General features: G+C 71.4%; 15 protein-coding genes. 10 read left to right on the top strand and 5 right to left on the bottom strand.

Translation table 11 applies throughout. From position 1 onward, the window contains the following. The first annotated feature begins 65 nt into the window (after window positions 1–65). Window positions 66–1,148 carry a polyprenyl synthetase family protein gene (locus RM609_RS03345; protein ID WP_311607768.1) on the top strand — a complete coding sequence of 361 codons (1,083 nt, stop codon included), beginning with the start codon at window positions 66–68 and terminating at the stop codon, window positions 1,146–1,148. 5 nt (window positions 1,149–1,153) lie between these two features. Here the strand turns inward: RM609_RS03345 and RM609_RS03340 are convergent, their stop codons facing one another. The 4 genes from RM609_RS03340 to RM609_RS03325 all read right to left on the bottom strand — a co-directional run bounded on the left by RM609_RS03340 (window position 1,154) and on the right by RM609_RS03325 (window position 5,546). Next, complete coding sequence (locus RM609_RS03340) at window positions 1,154–1,834, bottom strand: DedA family protein (protein WP_311608487.1); 681 nt, start codon at window positions 1,832–1,834, stop codon at window positions 1,154–1,156. A gap of 171 nt (window positions 1,835–2,005) precedes the next feature. After that, window positions 2,006–3,064 carry a methyltransferase gene (locus tag RM609_RS03335; RefSeq protein ID WP_311607767.1) on the bottom strand — a complete coding sequence of 353 codons (1,059 nt, stop codon included), beginning with the start codon at window positions 3,062–3,064 and terminating at the stop codon, window positions 2,006–2,008. Window positions 3,065–3,171: 107 nt separating this feature from the next. After that, on the bottom strand, window positions 3,172–5,214 hold the full coding sequence (locus RM609_RS03330; protein WP_311607766.1) for an APC family permease: 2,043 nt from the start codon (window positions 5,212–5,214) through the stop codon (window positions 3,172–3,174). A 101-nt stretch (window positions 5,215–5,315) separates the two neighbouring features. Continuing rightward, complete coding sequence (locus tag RM609_RS03325; protein ID WP_311607765.1) at window positions 5,316–5,546, bottom strand: hypothetical protein; 231 nt, start codon at window positions 5,544–5,546, stop codon at window positions 5,316–5,318. Window positions 5,547–5,853: 307 nt separating this feature from the next. Between RM609_RS03325 and RM609_RS03320 the strand changes: the two genes are divergently transcribed. The 5 genes from RM609_RS03320 to RM609_RS03300 all read left to right on the top strand — a co-directional run bounded on the left by RM609_RS03320 (window position 5,854) and on the right by RM609_RS03300 (window position 10,864). Then, window positions 5,854–7,290 (top strand): WGR domain-containing protein, encoded by a 1,437-nt coding sequence (locus tag RM609_RS03320; RefSeq protein WP_311607763.1) that lies wholly within the window; start codon window positions 5,854–5,856, stop codon window positions 7,288–7,290. Between the two features lie 143 nt (window positions 7,291–7,433). After that, a complete protein-coding gene (locus tag RM609_RS03315; protein ID WP_311607761.1) occupies window positions 7,434–8,114 on the top strand; it encodes a YoaK family protein in 681 nt (226 codons plus the stop codon). Window positions 8,115–8,180: 66 nt separating this feature from the next. Further along, window positions 8,181–8,765, top strand: coding sequence for a hypothetical protein (locus RM609_RS03310; RefSeq protein WP_311607760.1), 585 nt, complete (start codon window positions 8,181–8,183; stop codon window positions 8,763–8,765). Between the two features lie 225 nt (window positions 8,766–8,990). Next, on the top strand, window positions 8,991–10,085 hold the full coding sequence (locus tag RM609_RS03305; RefSeq protein WP_311607758.1) for a mechanosensitive ion channel family protein: 1,095 nt from the start codon (window positions 8,991–8,993) through the stop codon (window positions 10,083–10,085). Between the two features lie 65 nt (window positions 10,086–10,150). Continuing rightward, window positions 10,151–10,864 (top strand): hypothetical protein, encoded by a 714-nt coding sequence (locus RM609_RS03300; RefSeq protein ID WP_311607757.1) that lies wholly within the window; start codon window positions 10,151–10,153, stop codon window positions 10,862–10,864. 22 nt (window positions 10,865–10,886) lie between these two features. Here the strand turns inward: RM609_RS03300 and RM609_RS03295 are convergent, their stop codons facing one another. Beyond that, window positions 10,887–11,399, bottom strand: coding sequence for a hypothetical protein (locus tag RM609_RS03295; protein WP_311607755.1), 513 nt, complete (start codon window positions 11,397–11,399; stop codon window positions 10,887–10,889). Window positions 11,400–11,553: 154 nt separating this feature from the next. On the opposite strand from RM609_RS03295, the gene RM609_RS03290 reads away from it, so the two are divergent. The 4 genes from RM609_RS03290 (at window position 11,554) to RM609_RS03275 (ending at window position 15,309) form a co-directional block, all read left to right on the top strand. Next, window positions 11,554–12,375: a lipase family protein gene (locus tag RM609_RS03290; protein ID WP_311607753.1), complete on the top strand. Its 822-nt coding sequence runs from the start codon at window positions 11,554–11,556 to the stop codon at window positions 12,373–12,375. 120 nt (window positions 12,376–12,495) lie between these two features. Then, a complete protein-coding gene (locus RM609_RS03285) occupies window positions 12,496–13,092 on the top strand; it encodes a dihydrofolate reductase family protein (protein ID WP_311607752.1) in 597 nt (198 codons plus the stop codon). 125 nt (window positions 13,093–13,217) lie between these two features. Next, a complete protein-coding gene (locus RM609_RS03280) occupies window positions 13,218–13,703 on the top strand; it encodes a hypothetical protein (protein ID WP_311607751.1) in 486 nt (161 codons plus the stop codon). Between the two features lie 181 nt (window positions 13,704–13,884). Then, complete coding sequence (locus RM609_RS03275) at window positions 13,885–15,309, top strand: protein kinase domain-containing protein (RefSeq protein WP_311607749.1); 1,425 nt, start codon at window positions 13,885–13,887, stop codon at window positions 15,307–15,309. The last annotated feature ends 365 nt before the right edge of the window (window positions 15,310–15,674 follow it).

Here is a 15,674-nt window from a genome sequence, read left to right as displayed (position 1 = left end):
CACGCCGGGCCCGGCGCCGCCGGACGAGTGCGGGGCACGCCCCGCACTCGCGGACAATATCGTTCATGAACGACACCGCCACGGCCACCGCTCTCGAACGCGTCGCCGCCCACCGGCACAGGTTCAACGCCCGGTTCGAGACATACTTCGACACCCTGGCGGACGACCTCGGCACACCGGCGCTGAGCCGCTTCACCCCCCGCTGCCTGGAACTCCTGCGAGACCTCTCCCTGCGCGGCGGCAAACGCCTGCGCGTCGCCCTCCTGTACGAGGCCGCCCGGCTCGTCACCACCGACGACGTACCCGGCCTGGACGAGGCCGCCCTCAGCGTCGAACTGCTCCAGACCCACGGTCTGATCCACGACGACATCATCGACGACGCCCCCGTCCGCCGCGGCGGCCCGTCGACGTACTACGCCTACCGCGAGGAATTCCCGCGGCACGAACAGACCGCGCTGGGCCTCGCCGTCCTGGCCGGCGACCTCGCCGCCTTCCTCTCCCTGCGCGTCCTCATGGACGCCGACGTCCCCGCGGAGCCGCGCCTGGCCATGCTGCGGGTGCAGTCGGACGCCGCGGCGGACACGGTCACCGGCCAGATCCTCGACCTGGAACGGGACTTCGAGGCGCTCCCCAGCGAGGAACTCCTCCACACCGTCACCGACTACAAGACCACCCGCTACTCCATCCTCGCGCCCCTGCGACTGGGCCTCCTGGCCGCGGGCGAGGACCCCGCCCACCACGACGGACGGCTGCGCCGCTACGCCACGCTGGTGGGCATCTACGAGCAGATGCGCGACGACTACCTCGACCTGTTCGGTGACGAGCGCGTCGTCGGCAAGCCCTCGGGCTCCGACCTCCGCTCCGGCCGCCGCAGCTACGCCCTCCGCGCCGTCCTGGCCGCCGCCACCGACGACGAACGAGCCGTCGTCGAATCCGCGCTGGGCGACCCCCACGGCACGGCCGCTGCCGTCGAACGCGTCCGCGAGATCGCCCGGTACCGGGGCGTCGAGGACAAGCTCCGCGCGGACATGCGCCGCTACGCCGGGGAAGCCTCCGCCGAGGCCGCCTCATGGAGCGCCCACTGGCGCGAGGAGGCCGTGACCTTCTTCGCGCGCCTCCCGCTGTGGAGCGTGGAACGCACGCTCTGAACGCGCTACCGGCCCTCCGCCTCGCTCCGCTGCCGCGCCGCCGTCCGGCGGGACCGGTACAGCTCGGCCGCGACCGGCACGAGCGACACCCCGACGATCACGGCGATGGCCGGGAGGAGATAGCGGTCGACGTTCGGGATGGACGAACCGAGCGCGTAGCCGCCCAGCGTCAGCCCCGTCGTCCACAGCAGGCCGCCGGCCACCTGCCACACGGTGAAGGTGCGCGCGGGCACCCGCAGGGCGCCCGCCATGGGGTTGAGCACCGTACGCACCACGGGCACGAACCGGGCCAGCACGATGGCCTTCGCGTACCCGTAGCGCTGGAGGAGGTCCTCCGCCCGCGCCGCCCCCTCGCGCAGGCGCGCCGAGCGGCTGCGGGCGAGCAGGGCGCCGCCCGCCTTCCGCCCCAGCAGATAGCCGCACTGCGACCCGGCGAGCGCGCCCACGGCGGCCGAGATCAGCAGCGGCACCAGCGACAGCCGCACGCCCGTGCCCGAGGCTCCCGTGCACAGCAGGCCCGCTGTGAACAGCAGGGAGTCACCGGGCAGGAAGAACCCGATCAGCAGCCCCGTCTCGGCGAACAGCACGATGCCGACCCCGAGCACTCCGAAAGCGGTGAGGAGCGACTGGGCGTCGAGGACGTTGACGGCCAGCGGTGAGGCCGTCACGAGCGAGGAGGGGGACAACGGCACGGGCCCTTTCAGGAGGACGTACGGGCACGGCCGACCGCGGCGCCCCGGCAGATGTCAAGCATGCCGACAAACGCGAGGACTGTCTACCGGTGTGTAGACGATTCTATTCGCGTCGGTGTGCTCGTTCCCGCGGTCGCGCCCCGCGTCCCCGCTCCTCGGCCCGGGTCAGACGGGCGTGGCCTCGATGAGCTGGTACCTGATCGGGCGGGGCAGCGGGGTGATGGCGCGGAGGGCGAAACCGGCCGCGTCGCACAGCGCGGAGAAGTCGTCCGCGGTGCGCTCGCGTCCGCCGACGTTCACCATCATGTTGAGGTCGGTGAGATACGGGAAGGGGGAGCCGTTCCCGGGCACGGTGGCCGGCAGGACCGGCTCGACCAGCAGCAGGGCGCCGTCGTCGGGTATGACCGCGCGGATGTGCCGCAGGATGGTAGCGCACCGCTCGTCGTCCCAGTCGTGGATGACGCTCTTGAGCAGGTAGAGGTCGCCGCCCGCCGGGACCGAGGCGAAGAAGTCGCCGGTCTCCAGGGTGACGCGGTCGGTGAGACCTTCGCGGGCGAAGCGGTCGGCGGCCTGCGCGAGGCCCTCGGCGCTGTCGTGGACGACGCCGCGCGGCCCGGGGTGGGCGCGCAGGACGGCGGCGAGGAGGGTCCCGTCACCGCCGCCCACGTCCACGACGGTGCCGAACCGGCCGAAGTCGTAGTGGTGGGGGATGACGTCGGCGGCCATCCGGGTGGCCTGGCTCATCGCGGTGTTGAACTCGGCGGAGAGCTCCGGATGCTTCTTGAGGTGCCCGAAGAAGTCCGTGCCGAAGACGGTGTCGAAGGAGGGCCGCTCCGTCCGTACGCTCTCCTCCAGGAGGTCCCAGCCGCGGAGCATCGTGGGTTCGGTGAACATCCGGGCCACGGAGAGCAGGGAGCCGGGGGTGCCGGACCGCAGCAGGTCGCCCGCCGGTGTCGTCGTGAAGATGCCCGGCGTGCTCTCGGCGAGTAGCCCCAGGGCCGCCAGCGCGCGCAGCAGCCGGTACGTGGCCCGGGGCCGGGTGCCGAGGGCCCCGGCGAGGGAGTCGGCCGTGCGTTCGCCGGCGCCGACGAGGTCGAAGACTCCCAGCCGGGTCGCCGCGCCCATGGTCTGGGCCGCCATCTGGCCGAAGGCCAGCCTCAGGACGATGCCCTCGTGGTCCTCGTCGGCCACCGTGCGCTGTCCGTGGTCGTCCGGCTCGCTCATGCCGCACCTTCCGTTGTGGTGTGCCCGCCAACCGCCAACTTCTCAGGCAAGGCTAAGTCGATGCCCGTGCCGTGACAATGCCCTTGATCCGGGCGGGGGTTGAGGGGTCAGGTGCCTGACGAAGCGCCGCTCCGGTGGTGCTGGTGCGCGGGGGCGGGCTCACCGCGGCGGGTGGCGCCGGGAGCGCGGCGGGCGGGGTGGTCGGCGTGACCGGCCGAGGTGAGCTGCCAGGGCACGCTGGTGACCATGACGCCGGGGGTGAACAGCAGCCGGCTCTTGAGCCAGAGCGCGGACTGGTTGTGCAACAGGTGCTCCCACCAGTGCCCCACGACGTACTCGGGGATGAACACCCCGACCACGTCGCGCGGGCTCTCGCGCCGCACGGAGCGGACGTATTCGACGACGGGCCGGGTGATCTCGCGGTACGGGGAGGCGAGCACCTTCAGCGGTACGTCGGTGTCGAGCTCCTCCCACTGCCGTTCGAGGGACTTCGTCTCGTCCCGGTCCACCGCGACGGTCAGGGCCTCCAGCCGGTCCGGTTTGGAGGCGCGGGCGTAGGCGAGGGCGCGCAGGGTCGGCTTGTGGAGGGTGGAGATCAGGACGATGCCCAGCACCCGGGAAGGGTGGACGAGTTCGGCGCGCGGATCGGCGACGGCGAGCTCGGCGGCGACCGCGTCGTAGTGGCGGCGGATGCCCCGCATCATCACCCACAGCACGATCGCGGCGACGACGGCCAGCCAGGCGCCCTGGGTGAATTTGGTGGCCAGCACGATGACGAGGACGAGCCCGGTGACGACGGCGCCGGACGCGTTGATGACCCGGGCCACCTGTCCGCGTCGGCGCCTCACGGGGTCGGTCTCCGTGCGCAGTTCGCGGTTCCAGTGCCGGACCATGCCGGTCTGGGAGAGGGTGAAGGAGGTGAAGACGCCCAGGATGTAGAGGTGGATCAGGCTGGTGACGTCCGCGTGGAAGAACCACAGCAGCAGTCCCGCGGCCAGGGCCAGCGCGATGATGCCGTTGGAGAACGCGAGCCGGTCGCCCCGGTTGTGCAACTGGCGCGGCAGATAACGGTGCTGGGCCAGGATCGACGCCAGCAGCGGGAAGCCGTTGAAGGCGGTGTTGGCGGCCAGGATCAGCACCAGCGCGGTGGCGGCCTGCACGACGTAGAAACCGGCGCTGTGCTCCCCGCCGAACACGGCCGCGGCGAGCTGGGCGATCACGGTGCGCTGGGTGTACGAGCCGCAGTCGCCGGGCAGACCGGTGAGCCGGCAGGAGTCGTCGGTGATGCGCACCTTGGTGATCAGCGCCAGGGCGGTCACCCCCACGAACATGGCCACCGCGATGATGCCCATGGCGCTCATCGTGGTGGCCGCGTTCTTCGACTTGGGCTTGCGGAAGGCCGGTACGCCGTTGGAGATCGCCTCCACGCCGGTCAGGGCCGTGCAGCCGCTGGAGAAGGCGCGCAGACACAGCATGACCAGGGCGAAACCCGCCAGCCCCGCGTCCCGGGGATCGGCGGTGACCCCGAACCCGGCGCTCTCGGACACCGGAGGGCGGCCCACCGTGTAGCGGAACAGCCCGGTGACCACCATGATCAGCACGGCGGTGATGAAGAGGTACGTGGGCGCGGCGAAAGCCTGCCCGGACTCGCGCATACCCCGCAGGTTCACCCCGGTGAGCAGCGCGACGAACCCGACCGCCATCAGCACCCGGTACTCCGCCAGCTCCGGCACCGCCGAGATGGTGTTGTCGACCCCCGAAGCGACGGACACAGCGACCGTCATCACGTAGTCGACCAGCAGCGACGCGGCGACCACCAGACCGGCCGCGTCACCGAGGTTCGTCGAGACCACCTCGTAGGAGCCGCCACCGCTCGGATAGGCGTGCACCACCTGGCGGTAGGAGAGCACCACCACCGCCATCAGCGCCACCACCGCGGCCGCGATCCACGGTGTGAAGTGCAGATACGCCATGCCGCCGAGGGTGAGGACGAGGAGGATCTCCTGGGTGGCGTAGGCCACGGAGGACAGCGGGTCGGAGGCGAAGATGGGCAGGGCGAGCCGCTTGGGCAGCAGCGTCTCGTGCAGTTCCTCGCTGCGCATGGCCCGGCCGAGCGCCAGCCGCTTGAGAAGCCCCGTCATCTTGACCATGGCGAGAGCCTAAGTCTTGCCTGACCGTCATATGGTGATATGGGGCGCTGTGCGGCGTGGCCTTCCCCGGTGTGGCCTTCTCCGGCGGGGCGGGCGCGGACCTAGCGGCGGCTGTAGGCCAGGAGCAGCACGACGGCGACCAGCGTCACTATCAGCGTGCTCGCGGATGGCCATGAGCCCGGGTCGGCGCCCTCGATCCTGTCGCCGTCGGGGGCCCCGCCCCCGTGCGCTTCCCTGCGGTGCTGGTCGCGCTCCAGTTCGGCCTGGTGCTTCGTGGAGACCTCGTCCCAGGTGATACCGCATTTATCGCACCGGTACTTGTATACGGACACAGTGCCTCCCCCTTTCCGACGCGCTGCCGCGTCATCGCCGGGAATCCGTGGGGTTCCCGAACCCTAGTGCGGGCTCCGTGGGGCCTGGAAGTCCATCGGGTGGTCTTCGCCCGATCGAGGGAGAACCCGTAACGGGACGGTGGGGGAGGAGAGCCTGAAGCGTCCACGGAGGCTCGCGCATCGCGCGCGGAAGCCGGCGGGCGGCGGAGCGGCCAGGGCGGCCCGGGGCCGGTTGTCAGTGGTCGGCCCTAGCGTTTCTCCCAGCTGACAGCCGGTCACCGTGACCGGCGGGGAGAGGGGCCGAGCCATGTCCGGAACCAGGACGACCACCTACCTGGAGCTGTCCCAGGAGGGCGGCGGGGCGCACAAGTTCTACGAGGTGACGGTCGACGTGACGACCGTGACGGTCCGCTACGGACGCATCGGCGCCGCGGGCCAGATCCAGACCTCCACCTTCCCCAGCGCCGAGCGGGCCCGGGCCGCCGCGGCGAAGAAGGTCGGCGAGAAGGTCCGCAAGGGCTACGCCCCCGCCGTGCCCGGCGGCCGCGCCGCCCGCGCGGTGACCCGCCGCCAGGTCGCCTCCGCGCCCTCCACCGCCCGGGCCGTGGCGCCGGTGCTGTGGCGTTTCCGCACGGGCGCCCCGGCGTTCGGCATCCACATCGACGAGGACCGCTGCTGGGTCGGCAACCAGGACGGCGACGTGTACACCCTCGGCCACGACGGCGAGGTCCTCGCCCGCTACCGGCTCCCCGACGGCGTCAAGTGCCTCGTCGCGGACGACTTCTGGATCTACGCGGGCTGCGACGACGGCACCGTCTACGACCTCTCGGCCAAGCTGCCCTTCGCCGCGTACCAGATCGCCTCCGACGTCGACATCTTCTGGCTCGACATCCACGAGGGCATCCTCAACGTCGCCGACCGGGACGGCGGGCTGACGGTCATCGACCACGAGGACGAGCACCAGTGGTCGCGCAGGAGCACCGGCTCCCACGCCTGGATGGTTCGCCGCGACGCCCGCGCCGTCTACCACGGCCACAGCGCCGGCGTCACGGCCTACGCCCAGGACGGCGCCGGCGAGCTGTGGCACACCCCCACCACGGGCGCGGTGCTCTTCGGCTGGCAGGAGGACCACGCCGTTTATGCGGGCACCAACCGCAACGTCGTCCAGCGCCTCGCCAAGTCCGACGGCGCCATAGAGGCCACATACGCCTGCGACTCGGCCGTCTACTCCTGCGCGACCGCCCCGGGCGGCCGCTACGTCTTCGCGGGCGACTCGTCCTCGTCCGTCTACTGCTTCGCCGCGGACGGCACACGGCTGTGGAAGCTCGGCACGGGCAGCGGCTCGGCCCTGTCCATGCAGTACCTCGACGAGAAGCTGTACATGGTCACCACCGACGGTTCCCTGGTGTGCGTCGACGCGAGCGAGGCGGCCATCGCGGCGGCCCAGTCCGGCACCGTGCCCACGCCGCTCGACATCAAGTCGGCCGCCGCCCTGCCGACGTACGCGCCCGCCACCACCGTCCGGACCGTGTCGGCGGTGCCCGCCGGCGGCATCGTCGTCGAATGCGTCCAGCAGGGCGGACGGCTGCGCGTCCACGTGGTCTCCGACGGCTACGACCCCACGTGGAACGTCCAGTTCCCGCGTGCTGTACGCCTGCCGGGCGCCCGCTACGTCGTCGAGGCGCTGTCGCCCGCGTCCGGCGGGTTCTACCGGGTCCGGGGCGAGATCAAGCGCATTCTGTGACGGCTTTTGCGACGGCCTGATCGGGCCGCCGGAGATGAGCCGGAATCCCCGGCAGGGCTCCGCTATCGTGCTCGGCGCGAGCGGAGCGCGCGCCTCCGCCGTGTGAGCACCGCACCGCACCGGGCTCCGGCCGAGGACACCGTATGACGAAGATGTTGCACCGGGCCGCCGAGCGGCTCTTCCCGGACGGTACAAACCGGTACGGCGCCCTGCCCGCCCTCTTCGTCCTGCTGACGGTCGTCAGCGGAATCGTCGACGCCGTGAGCTTCCTCGGACTGGGCCATGTCTTCGTCGCCAATATGACGGGAAACGTCGTCTTCCTCGGCTTCGCCCTGGCCGGTGCCGCCGACCTGTCGGCCCGCCACTCCCTGCTGGCTGTCGGCTCCTTCATCGCGGGAGCATGGGCGGCCGGGCGGGCGGCCGGCCGGATCGCCTCCCACGGACGGCTGTTCGTCTCCGTCACCGCCACCCACACCGCCCTCGTCGCGGCGGCGCTTGCCGTGGTCCTCACGATCGGTCATCGCGGTGGCGGCGTACAGGCAGCGCTCATCGCACTCCTCGCCTGTGGCATGGGGATGCAGAACGCTGTCGTCCGCAGGATCGCCGTGCCCGACCTGAAGACCACCGTCCTCACCTTCACCATCACCGGCCTCGCCGACGACCCGTTCGGCGCGCCCACGGTACGCCGTCTCGCCTCCCTCGCCGCGATGTTCACGGGTGCCCTGTGCGGCGCCGTCCTGCACCTCGGCCCCGGGCCCGCCGCCGCGCTGGGAGCGGCGGCGGCGTCGCTGGCCGCGGTCACGGTGGCCGCCGCGCTGACCTGACGGCCGGACAGCCGTGGACGACGCCCCGGCGCCCGGGGGCCCGAACGGGCCGCGCATCATGGGTGCGTGCACCCGAAAACAGCAGGTCGTAGCGTATGGACATGGTCGGCGGTCGCCGCCTCGTGGGCGGGGCTGGTCGTGGAGATGTCGCTCGTGGCGACCGTCCTGTTCCTGTGGGGCATCACGCATCTCGCCCCCGACGCCGGCAGCCCCGCGCTCCCCGTTCTCTTCCTGCCGCTCTGGCTGGGCATCCTGGCGGTCCTCTCCGCGATTCTCACCCCGCTGCTCGTCATGCCCGCCGCCACCCTGGCGCACCGGGCCGGCACCCGGGGGAAGGGCGGCGACGCCTGGTGGTGGACGCCCGCCGGAGCCGCCGTGGTGGCGGGCGCGGCCGTGGGCGCGACGGGCCTGGTGACGTGGGCGGGCGCCGGGGCCGTCGGCGCGCCCGAGACCTACGTGTGGTGGTGGCTGGCCGTCACGGCGCTCGTCGTTCCGGCGGCCCTGCTGGCCCGCCTCTCCGCGTGCCGCACGGCGCAGGGCCGCCCGGGCGGGCTGGTGCGCCCCGTCCTCGCCAAGGGCTGCGGCGGCGTCGTGGGCTTCTTCGCCCTCACGGTGGCCGTGATGCTGCTGGTCGACACGGTCGTCAACTGACCCCGGCAGGCAGCAAACGATCTTCCGCTTATCCCACCCGGGCGTGCGGGGCCGCCACCCCCGTGGTGCAGGATGAATGATCGCGCCGGGCCGTCTCCGGACCCGGCGCGACCGTGATTTCGGGACAGGCAGGTACAACTTGATGAATCGTTACTCCGGATCTCCATCTCCGGCAGTGGCGTGGGACGCCGTCGCTCCGCTCTCCGGAGCCGAGGGAGGACGTCGGTGAACCGGACGCTGACTCTGCACGACGCCATCGTCGCGGGCATCTGGGTGGCCGTCGGCCTCGCCGCGGCCCTCGTCCTGCGGGTGGTCCTGCGCTGGCTCGCCGAGCGGGCCCTGCGGACCAAGTGGGAGGGCGACGACATCATCGTCGACATCCTGCGCACGATCGCCCCGTGGTCCGCGGTGGCGGGCGGCCTGGCCGCGGCGGCCGCGGCCCTTCCGCTGAACCGTACGGTCGGGCACATCGTCAACGAGACCCTGACGACATCCATCGTCGTGGCCGCGACCCTCACCGCCGCCCGCGTGGTCGGCGGCCTGGTGCGGTCCGTGGCGCAGTCCAGGTCCGGCGTGGCCGGATCGGCCACCATATTCGTCAACATCACGCGCATCGTGGTGATGGCGATGGGCTTCCTCGTCGTCCTCCAGACCCTCGGCATATCCATAGCCCCGCTGCTCACCGCCCTCGGCGTGGGCGGTCTCGCCATCGCCCTCGCGCTGAAGGACACCCTGGCGAACCTGTTCGCGGGCGTGCACATCCTCGTCTCGAAGACTGTCCAGCCCGGTGACTACATCCGGCTCAGCAGCGGTGAGGAGGGCTATGTCGTCGACGTCAACTGGCGCAACACGGTGGTGGAGCAGCTCAACAACAACCGGGTCATCATCCCGAACGCCAAGCTCGCCGGCACCAACATGACCAACTTCACCCGACCCGAGCAGAAGCTGTCCGTCACCGTCCAGGTGGGCGTCGGCTACGAGAGCGACCTCGAGCACGTCGAGAAGGTCACCATCGAGGTAGCCGAGAACGTGATGAAGGAGGTGCCCGGCGCCGTCCCCGACCATGAGCCGGCTGTCCGCTTCCACACCTTCGGCGACTCCCGGATCGGCTTCACGGTGATCCTCGGGGTCGGCGAATTCAGCGACAAGTACCGCATCAAGCACGAGTTCATCAAGCGCCTCCACCGGCGCTTCCGCGCCGAGGGCATCCGCATCCCCGCGCCGGAGCGCACCGTCTCCCTGCGCCAGGGCGCGGAGGCCGTGATCCCGCACCCCCGCGCGTCCCTCGACACCGTGGACCTCCCGGGCCCCACGGCCTGAACGATCACATCCCTCGCCCTCCTGAGAGGATGATCCTTTCGTAGCGGGAGAACCGGAGGAAAGACGTGCGCACCGCGCGGTGGAGGACACGAAACGGCGGCTGGACCCAGGCCCTTGCCGCCGCGTTGATGCTGGGGGCCACCGCCGGTTGCGGCGGCGGGGCGGACGCGCGCGACGCCGGCCGTCCCGCCGCCGCGGGGACCGCGAAGCCCGCGGGGAGCGAGGCCCCCGCCACCCCGGACACGGCCCTGGACGCCCAGGCCCTGCGGCGCGCGCTGCCCGACCTCCAGAGCATGCCGACGGGCTGGCGGGCCGGGCTGGTGCCGCTCACCGTCCGGGACGTACCGGAAGCGGAGCGATGCCGGAAGGACGGCGAGCGGCAGGAGAACTGCACGCTCCACAGAAGCCGGGGCATGGCGCAGTACCGGCCCCAGGGCGATGCCGGCGTCGTCGACATCGCCCTGACCGCCTACCCCGACCGCCCGACGTCGCAGACCGCCTACCGGAACCTGACCACCTCCCGGTCGCACCAGGGCAGCGCGCTCTCCATGCCCCGCGTCGGCGACGAGAGCGCGGCCTTCGCCCACCCGAGAGCCCCCTACGCCGGACCGAGCATCACGCTTACGGTACGCGTGGGCACGGCCGTCGCCAGCCTCACCTACCAGGAAGCGGACAGGAACCGCGACAGCTCGCAGGCCCTCCTGTCGGTGGCCCGCATGCAGGCCAAGCGCCTCCTCGAGGCCGAACAGGGCCGGATGCCCACTGCCGTAGCGGAGTGACGACGGGGGCCGTCCCCCGGTCTCATCGGCGAGCGGCGTCGAGCCATTCCTTGTCGTTCCACAGGACCGGCATCGCCCCGACGGGATCGAAGCGAATGCCGGGGTCATTGCTGTGCACCAGACAGATCACCCGGCGCTGGAACACGGACGCGCGGCGGGCCTGACCGGCGATCAGATCCAGAACGGCGTGGGCGGCCTCGGGACAGGCGGCGGCGAACCGGTCGTAGTCGGTGAGGACGAGCACCAGCCCGGCGCCCTCCGGCGAGCCGTCGTACGGGCCGAGGCAGGCCACGTCACCGAGGCAGTCGTCGAGCCACTGACTGAACTTCCCGCCGTTCCAGAAGTCGAAGGGCTCGTCGACGGCATGCACGCCGAGAGCGACCCGGTACCCGACGAGCATCGACTCGAGTGTCTGGAGGGACCCACCGGGCAGCCACATGCCGGGCAGCAGACGGACCTGTTCCAGGAAGTCGTGGACGCCGGTGCACTCCTGCCAGTGCTTGGCAGCGCTCGGTGAGTCGTTCTCGATCGGCATGGACCGAGCCTATGCCGAGGCCGGAAATGGTCACTAGATGCAGCCTTTCGAGTGAAGGTGGCGCACGTGCCCTTTGGATCGGGTGCCTTGTGGCTACGAGTGTGTGCGTCCATCCACCGCACCGCCCTCGCCGCGCGAAAGAGAGGACTCCACCGTGCCCGTACCCGCCACGATCGACCACCGTGCCCGGTCCTACAGCCTTGCCCACGCCTACTGGCTCGCCCGGGCGTCCGATCTGTCCTACAAGGACGAGGCCACGATCGAGGGACTGGCCCGGCAATGGGGCTTCGATCAAGTGCGGCACCACAAGACGCGGTTCACTCTTCCGTTCCCGCTGGAGGACACCCAGGCGTTCACCATGGTCAGCGATCAGATGATCATCACGGCGTTCCGGGGCACGGAGCCGGCCCAGATCCGCGACTGGCTCTCGGACGCCGGCACTCCGCCATGGCCGGGGCCCGCGAAGACCGGGTACGTCCACTACGGGTTCGCCCAGGCGCTGGATTCCGTCTTCCCATCGGTGAAGAAGACACTGGAGGAGCTCCGGAGCAACGGGCAGACCCTGTGGTTCACCGGGCACAGCCTGGGCGGCGCGCTGGCGATGCTCGCCGGAGCGCGGCTGTATCTGGAGGATCCCCGTCTGCTGGCGGACGGTGTCGTCACCTTCGGCCAGCCCCGGACCTGTGACCGACTCCTGGCGGCGGCCTGCAACAAAGGCTTCAAACAGCGCCTGTACCGCTTTGTGAACAACAACGACATTGTGCCGCAGCTGCCACCGGAGCCGGCCTTCACCCACGTCGACACCCTGCGGTACATCGACTCCGGGGGAAAGATCCATGAGTCGATGTCGCTCTTCGGAGGCCTGACGGACCGGGCCAAGGGCCTGACGGCCGACGCGTTCGCGCCCGCGAGCGACGGGGTCCGGGACCACCTCATGCGCAATTACCTCGCCGCGCTGGAGAAGAACCTCTCCTGACGGCTCGCCCCCCGCCGAAGTCCGTCGCGCACGGGCATTGTCAGTGGTCGATGCGACGATCTCTCAAGAGGCGTGCGGCGGGTGCCGCGGCCCGTGTGGATCGAGGACGAGGAGCGAGTCGTGCGCATCGTGGTGAGCGAGTTCATCAGCCTGGACGGCGTCGTGCAGGCACCGGGCGGGCCCGAGGAGGACACCGACGGCGGGTTCGCCCACGGCGGCTGGTCGCATCCGTTCTTCGACCCGGAGACGGTGGGCGGCGCCTTCGCCGACGCCCTGACGAAGGCGGAGGCTCTGTTGTTCGGCCGCCGTACGTGGCAGACGATGGCGGCCGCCTGGCCGGAGCGCGCGGGCGACCCGTTCGCCGACCGGATGAACGCCATCCCCAAGCACGTCGTCAGCCACACCCTGAGCGACGACCAGCTCGCCTGGCACAACACCACCCGGATCCCCGGCGACCAGGTCCTCGCCCGCATCCGCGAACTCCGCGCGGCCGAAGGCGGCGACCTGCTCGTCATGGGCAGCCCCACCCTCGTCCGGACCCTCCTCCGGGAGAACCTGGTCGACGAACTCCGGCTCATGATCATGCCGGTGCTCCTCGGCGGCGGGAAGACGATCTTCCCTGGCGACGGAGCGCTGCGCACGCTGGAGCTGGTCTCCACGGTCACCAGCAGCACGGGCGTGCACGTGTGCACCTACCGGCCGGCGGCCAAGAAGTAGAGCACCCCCTCACCGTCCCCGGGCCTGCTGATCATGCTCCAGTGAAAGTCACGCACAATGGAGTGGCAGGGGGCCGCGGCACGAGCGCAATGCCGTGCCGTACACGGGGACACGGGGGAGTCGGCATGCAGAATTCGCAGGGTGATGCCGCGCTGGTCGCGGCCGTGGCGGTCGTCGGCCTGGTGGTGGTACGGCAGTTGCGTACGCGCCCGGTGCGGCGTGTCGGTTCGCTGGTCGCCCCGGTGGTCTTCGGCGTCCTGGGCATCGCGGGCATCGCCTTCGGTGTCGCCTCGGTCGTCAAGGACCACCCCCTGACCGCGCTGCCCGTGGCTCTCCTCGTGGTGAGCCTGGCCGTCGCGGCGGGCTTCGGCGCGATCAGGGCACGGACCGTACGGGTCTGGCGCGCCCCCGAGGGCGCGGTGCTGCGCAAGGGAACGGCGGCCACCACCGGGCTGTGGCTGGCATCGGTGGGCGCGCACTTCGGGCTGGGCCAGTGGATCGACCACGCCGCCGGGGCCGGGCTGCTGGGTACCGCGTCGCTGTACGCGTATCTGGCGATCAGCCTGGGCACCCAGAACCTCCTGGTACGCGGGCGCGCCGCCATGCTGTGACCGGTTGCCCCTCGCGACCGGAACGAGACGATCCCAGCGTGACCTGGGTGGCCTGTATCGGGTCGTGATGCTTCACAGGCGGACAATTTGTTGCCAGCATCGAAGAAGCGGTTGAGTGTCGTCGCAACGGGGGCGCGACCTGATGAGCTTGATGAGGCCTTTGCTGTCCGCTGATCCACGGGTGGTCGGATCGTACCGGCTGGTGGCGCGCCTGGGCAGCGGGGGAATGGGACAGGTCTTCCTCGGGCGTTCCCGCGGCGGCCGGACGGTCGCGGTGAAGCTGGTACGGCCGGAGCTCGCCGAGGACCCGGTGTTCCGCAGGCGGTTCGCCCAGGAGGTCGACGCCGCCGGCCGTGTCAACGGCTTCTACACCGCGCAAGTGGTGGAGGCGGACACCGGCGCCGACCCGCCATGGCTGGTCACGTCGTACATCCCCGGCCCGTCCTTACGGGACGCGGTCGGTCGCTGCGGCCCACTGCCCGCCGCGACGGTCGCCGTGCTCGGGGCCGGTCTGGCCGAGGGGCTGGGCGTCATCCACGGCTGCGGTGTGGTGCACCGTGACCTCAAGCCCGCGAACGTGATCCTCGCCGACGACGGCCCCCGCGTCATCGACTTCGGGATCGCCCGCGCGCTGGACGCCACCTCCCGCGTCACCCAGAGTGGAGTGATCGGCACGCCGTCCTTCATGTCCCCCGAGCAACTCCAGGGCCGCGAGGCCACGATGGCCAGCGACGTGTTCTGCCTCTCCGCCGTACTGGCCTATGCCGCCACCGGGCACGGCCCGTTCGGTGACGGCCCGACCGCGTCCGTCGTCTACCGTGTCGTCCACGACGAACCCGATCTGCTCGGCGTTCCCCCAGAGCTCGCCCCCCTGATCGCGGCGGGCCTGGCCAAGGCCCCGGGTAAACGGCCCGGCGTCCGGGAGATCCTGGACCACTGCGCCGCGCACGCCGGTACCACCACCGTATGGCTCCCGCCCGCGGTCACCGACCTGATCACCGAACAGGCCGCGCTGACCAGGGCCCTGACCACGGAGGTGGTGGCTCTCTCACCACCGGTACCCGCCGAACCAAGGCCCCGCAACGCCGCTTCACCCGCCCCGCCCGACGCCGGAAAAGGACCGTCGCGACAGGCCCGAACGGTCAGGGCCCGCTCCGGCGTCGTCTCCGGCTACGACACGCTCTTCATGCCCACGGTCCCCGCCGGTTGGCAGGACGGCCTACGGAACGTGACGGTGGTCCGCCGGCGCAAGAGGGCGGGCGAGGCGGTCGCCCTCGGCGACCCCCTGCTCGAGGTGGTCGCGAACCACGTCGAGTACGTGATCACCTCACCGGTCCGTGGAGTCCTGCGGGCCATGTACCACCGCCCGGGGGAGTCCTTACGCACCGGTGCCACGATCGCGGTGTTCAGGGCCCGCACGGCGCCCTACCCGGCCGTCGCCACGCGGCAGCCGCCCGGGAAGGACGGAAGCGCTGCCGCGACCTCCGACTCTCCTCCCCGAGGACGCACCATCCGGAACCGTCGTTCCGTGCGCAACGCACTCGTCGGTTCCCTGGTCCTCGCCTTCGCGCTCGTCGTCATGGCCCTGTACGTCGCGCGTTCGTGAGGAACGAAAGATCCTTCTCCGGCCCACGCGGCGACGACGCGCGCCCCGGTGCGCGGGAATGGGCGCCCAGCGGGTGCAGCCGGCCGGCCTCGATCGCACCGGCGCGGAGGCACCGCCGCCCGTGGGCGTCGCGATCCGCACCGTGGGCGCCGAGGGACCGTCCGCGCCCCGTCCGTCACCAGCTCCAGGGCCGGCCGCCACCCGGACCCCAACCGCACGGAGAACGTACGGCTGGGCCACCCCCCTCGTCCCGCAGCAGAATCGCCGCTTCGGCCGCCCACCGGTCGAGGGCACAGCGCTGTCCAGACGGCGGCGTCCGTATGGGACCGGGGCCCGTCCCACAGTGCGAGGCCGGCACGCTGTCC

Source organism: Streptomyces hesseae (assembly GCF_031845785.1).
In the GTDB taxonomy this organism is placed as follows: Bacteria; Actinomycetota; Actinomycetes; order Streptomycetales; family Streptomycetaceae; genus Streptomyces; species Streptomyces hesseae.
The sequence above is the reverse complement of the archived record's forward strand: the minus strand, read 5'-3'. Positions and strand labels throughout refer to the sequence as shown.

Coding starts and splice junctions, on each gene's coding strand:
- RM609_RS03345 (WP_311607768.1), top strand. CDS start 66: ATGAACGACACCGCCACGGCCACCGCTCTCGAACGCGTCGCCGCCCAC.
- RM609_RS03335 (WP_311607767.1), bottom strand. CDS start 3,064: ATGAGCGAGCCGGACGACCACGGACAGCGCACGGTGGCCGACGAGGAC.
- RM609_RS03330 (WP_311607766.1), bottom strand. CDS start 5,214: ATGGTCAAGATGACGGGGCTTCTCAAGCGGCTGGCGCTCGGCCGGGCC.
- RM609_RS03320 (WP_311607763.1), top strand. CDS start 5,854: ATGTCCGGAACCAGGACGACCACCTACCTGGAGCTGTCCCAGGAGGGC.
- RM609_RS03315 (WP_311607761.1), top strand. CDS start 7,434: ATGACGAAGATGTTGCACCGGGCCGCCGAGCGGCTCTTCCCGGACGGT.
- RM609_RS03295 (WP_311607755.1), bottom strand. CDS start 11,399: ATGCCGATCGAGAACGACTCACCGAGCGCTGCCAAGCACTGGCAGGAG.
- RM609_RS03280 (WP_311607751.1), top strand. CDS start 13,218: ATGCAGAATTCGCAGGGTGATGCCGCGCTGGTCGCGGCCGTGGCGGTC.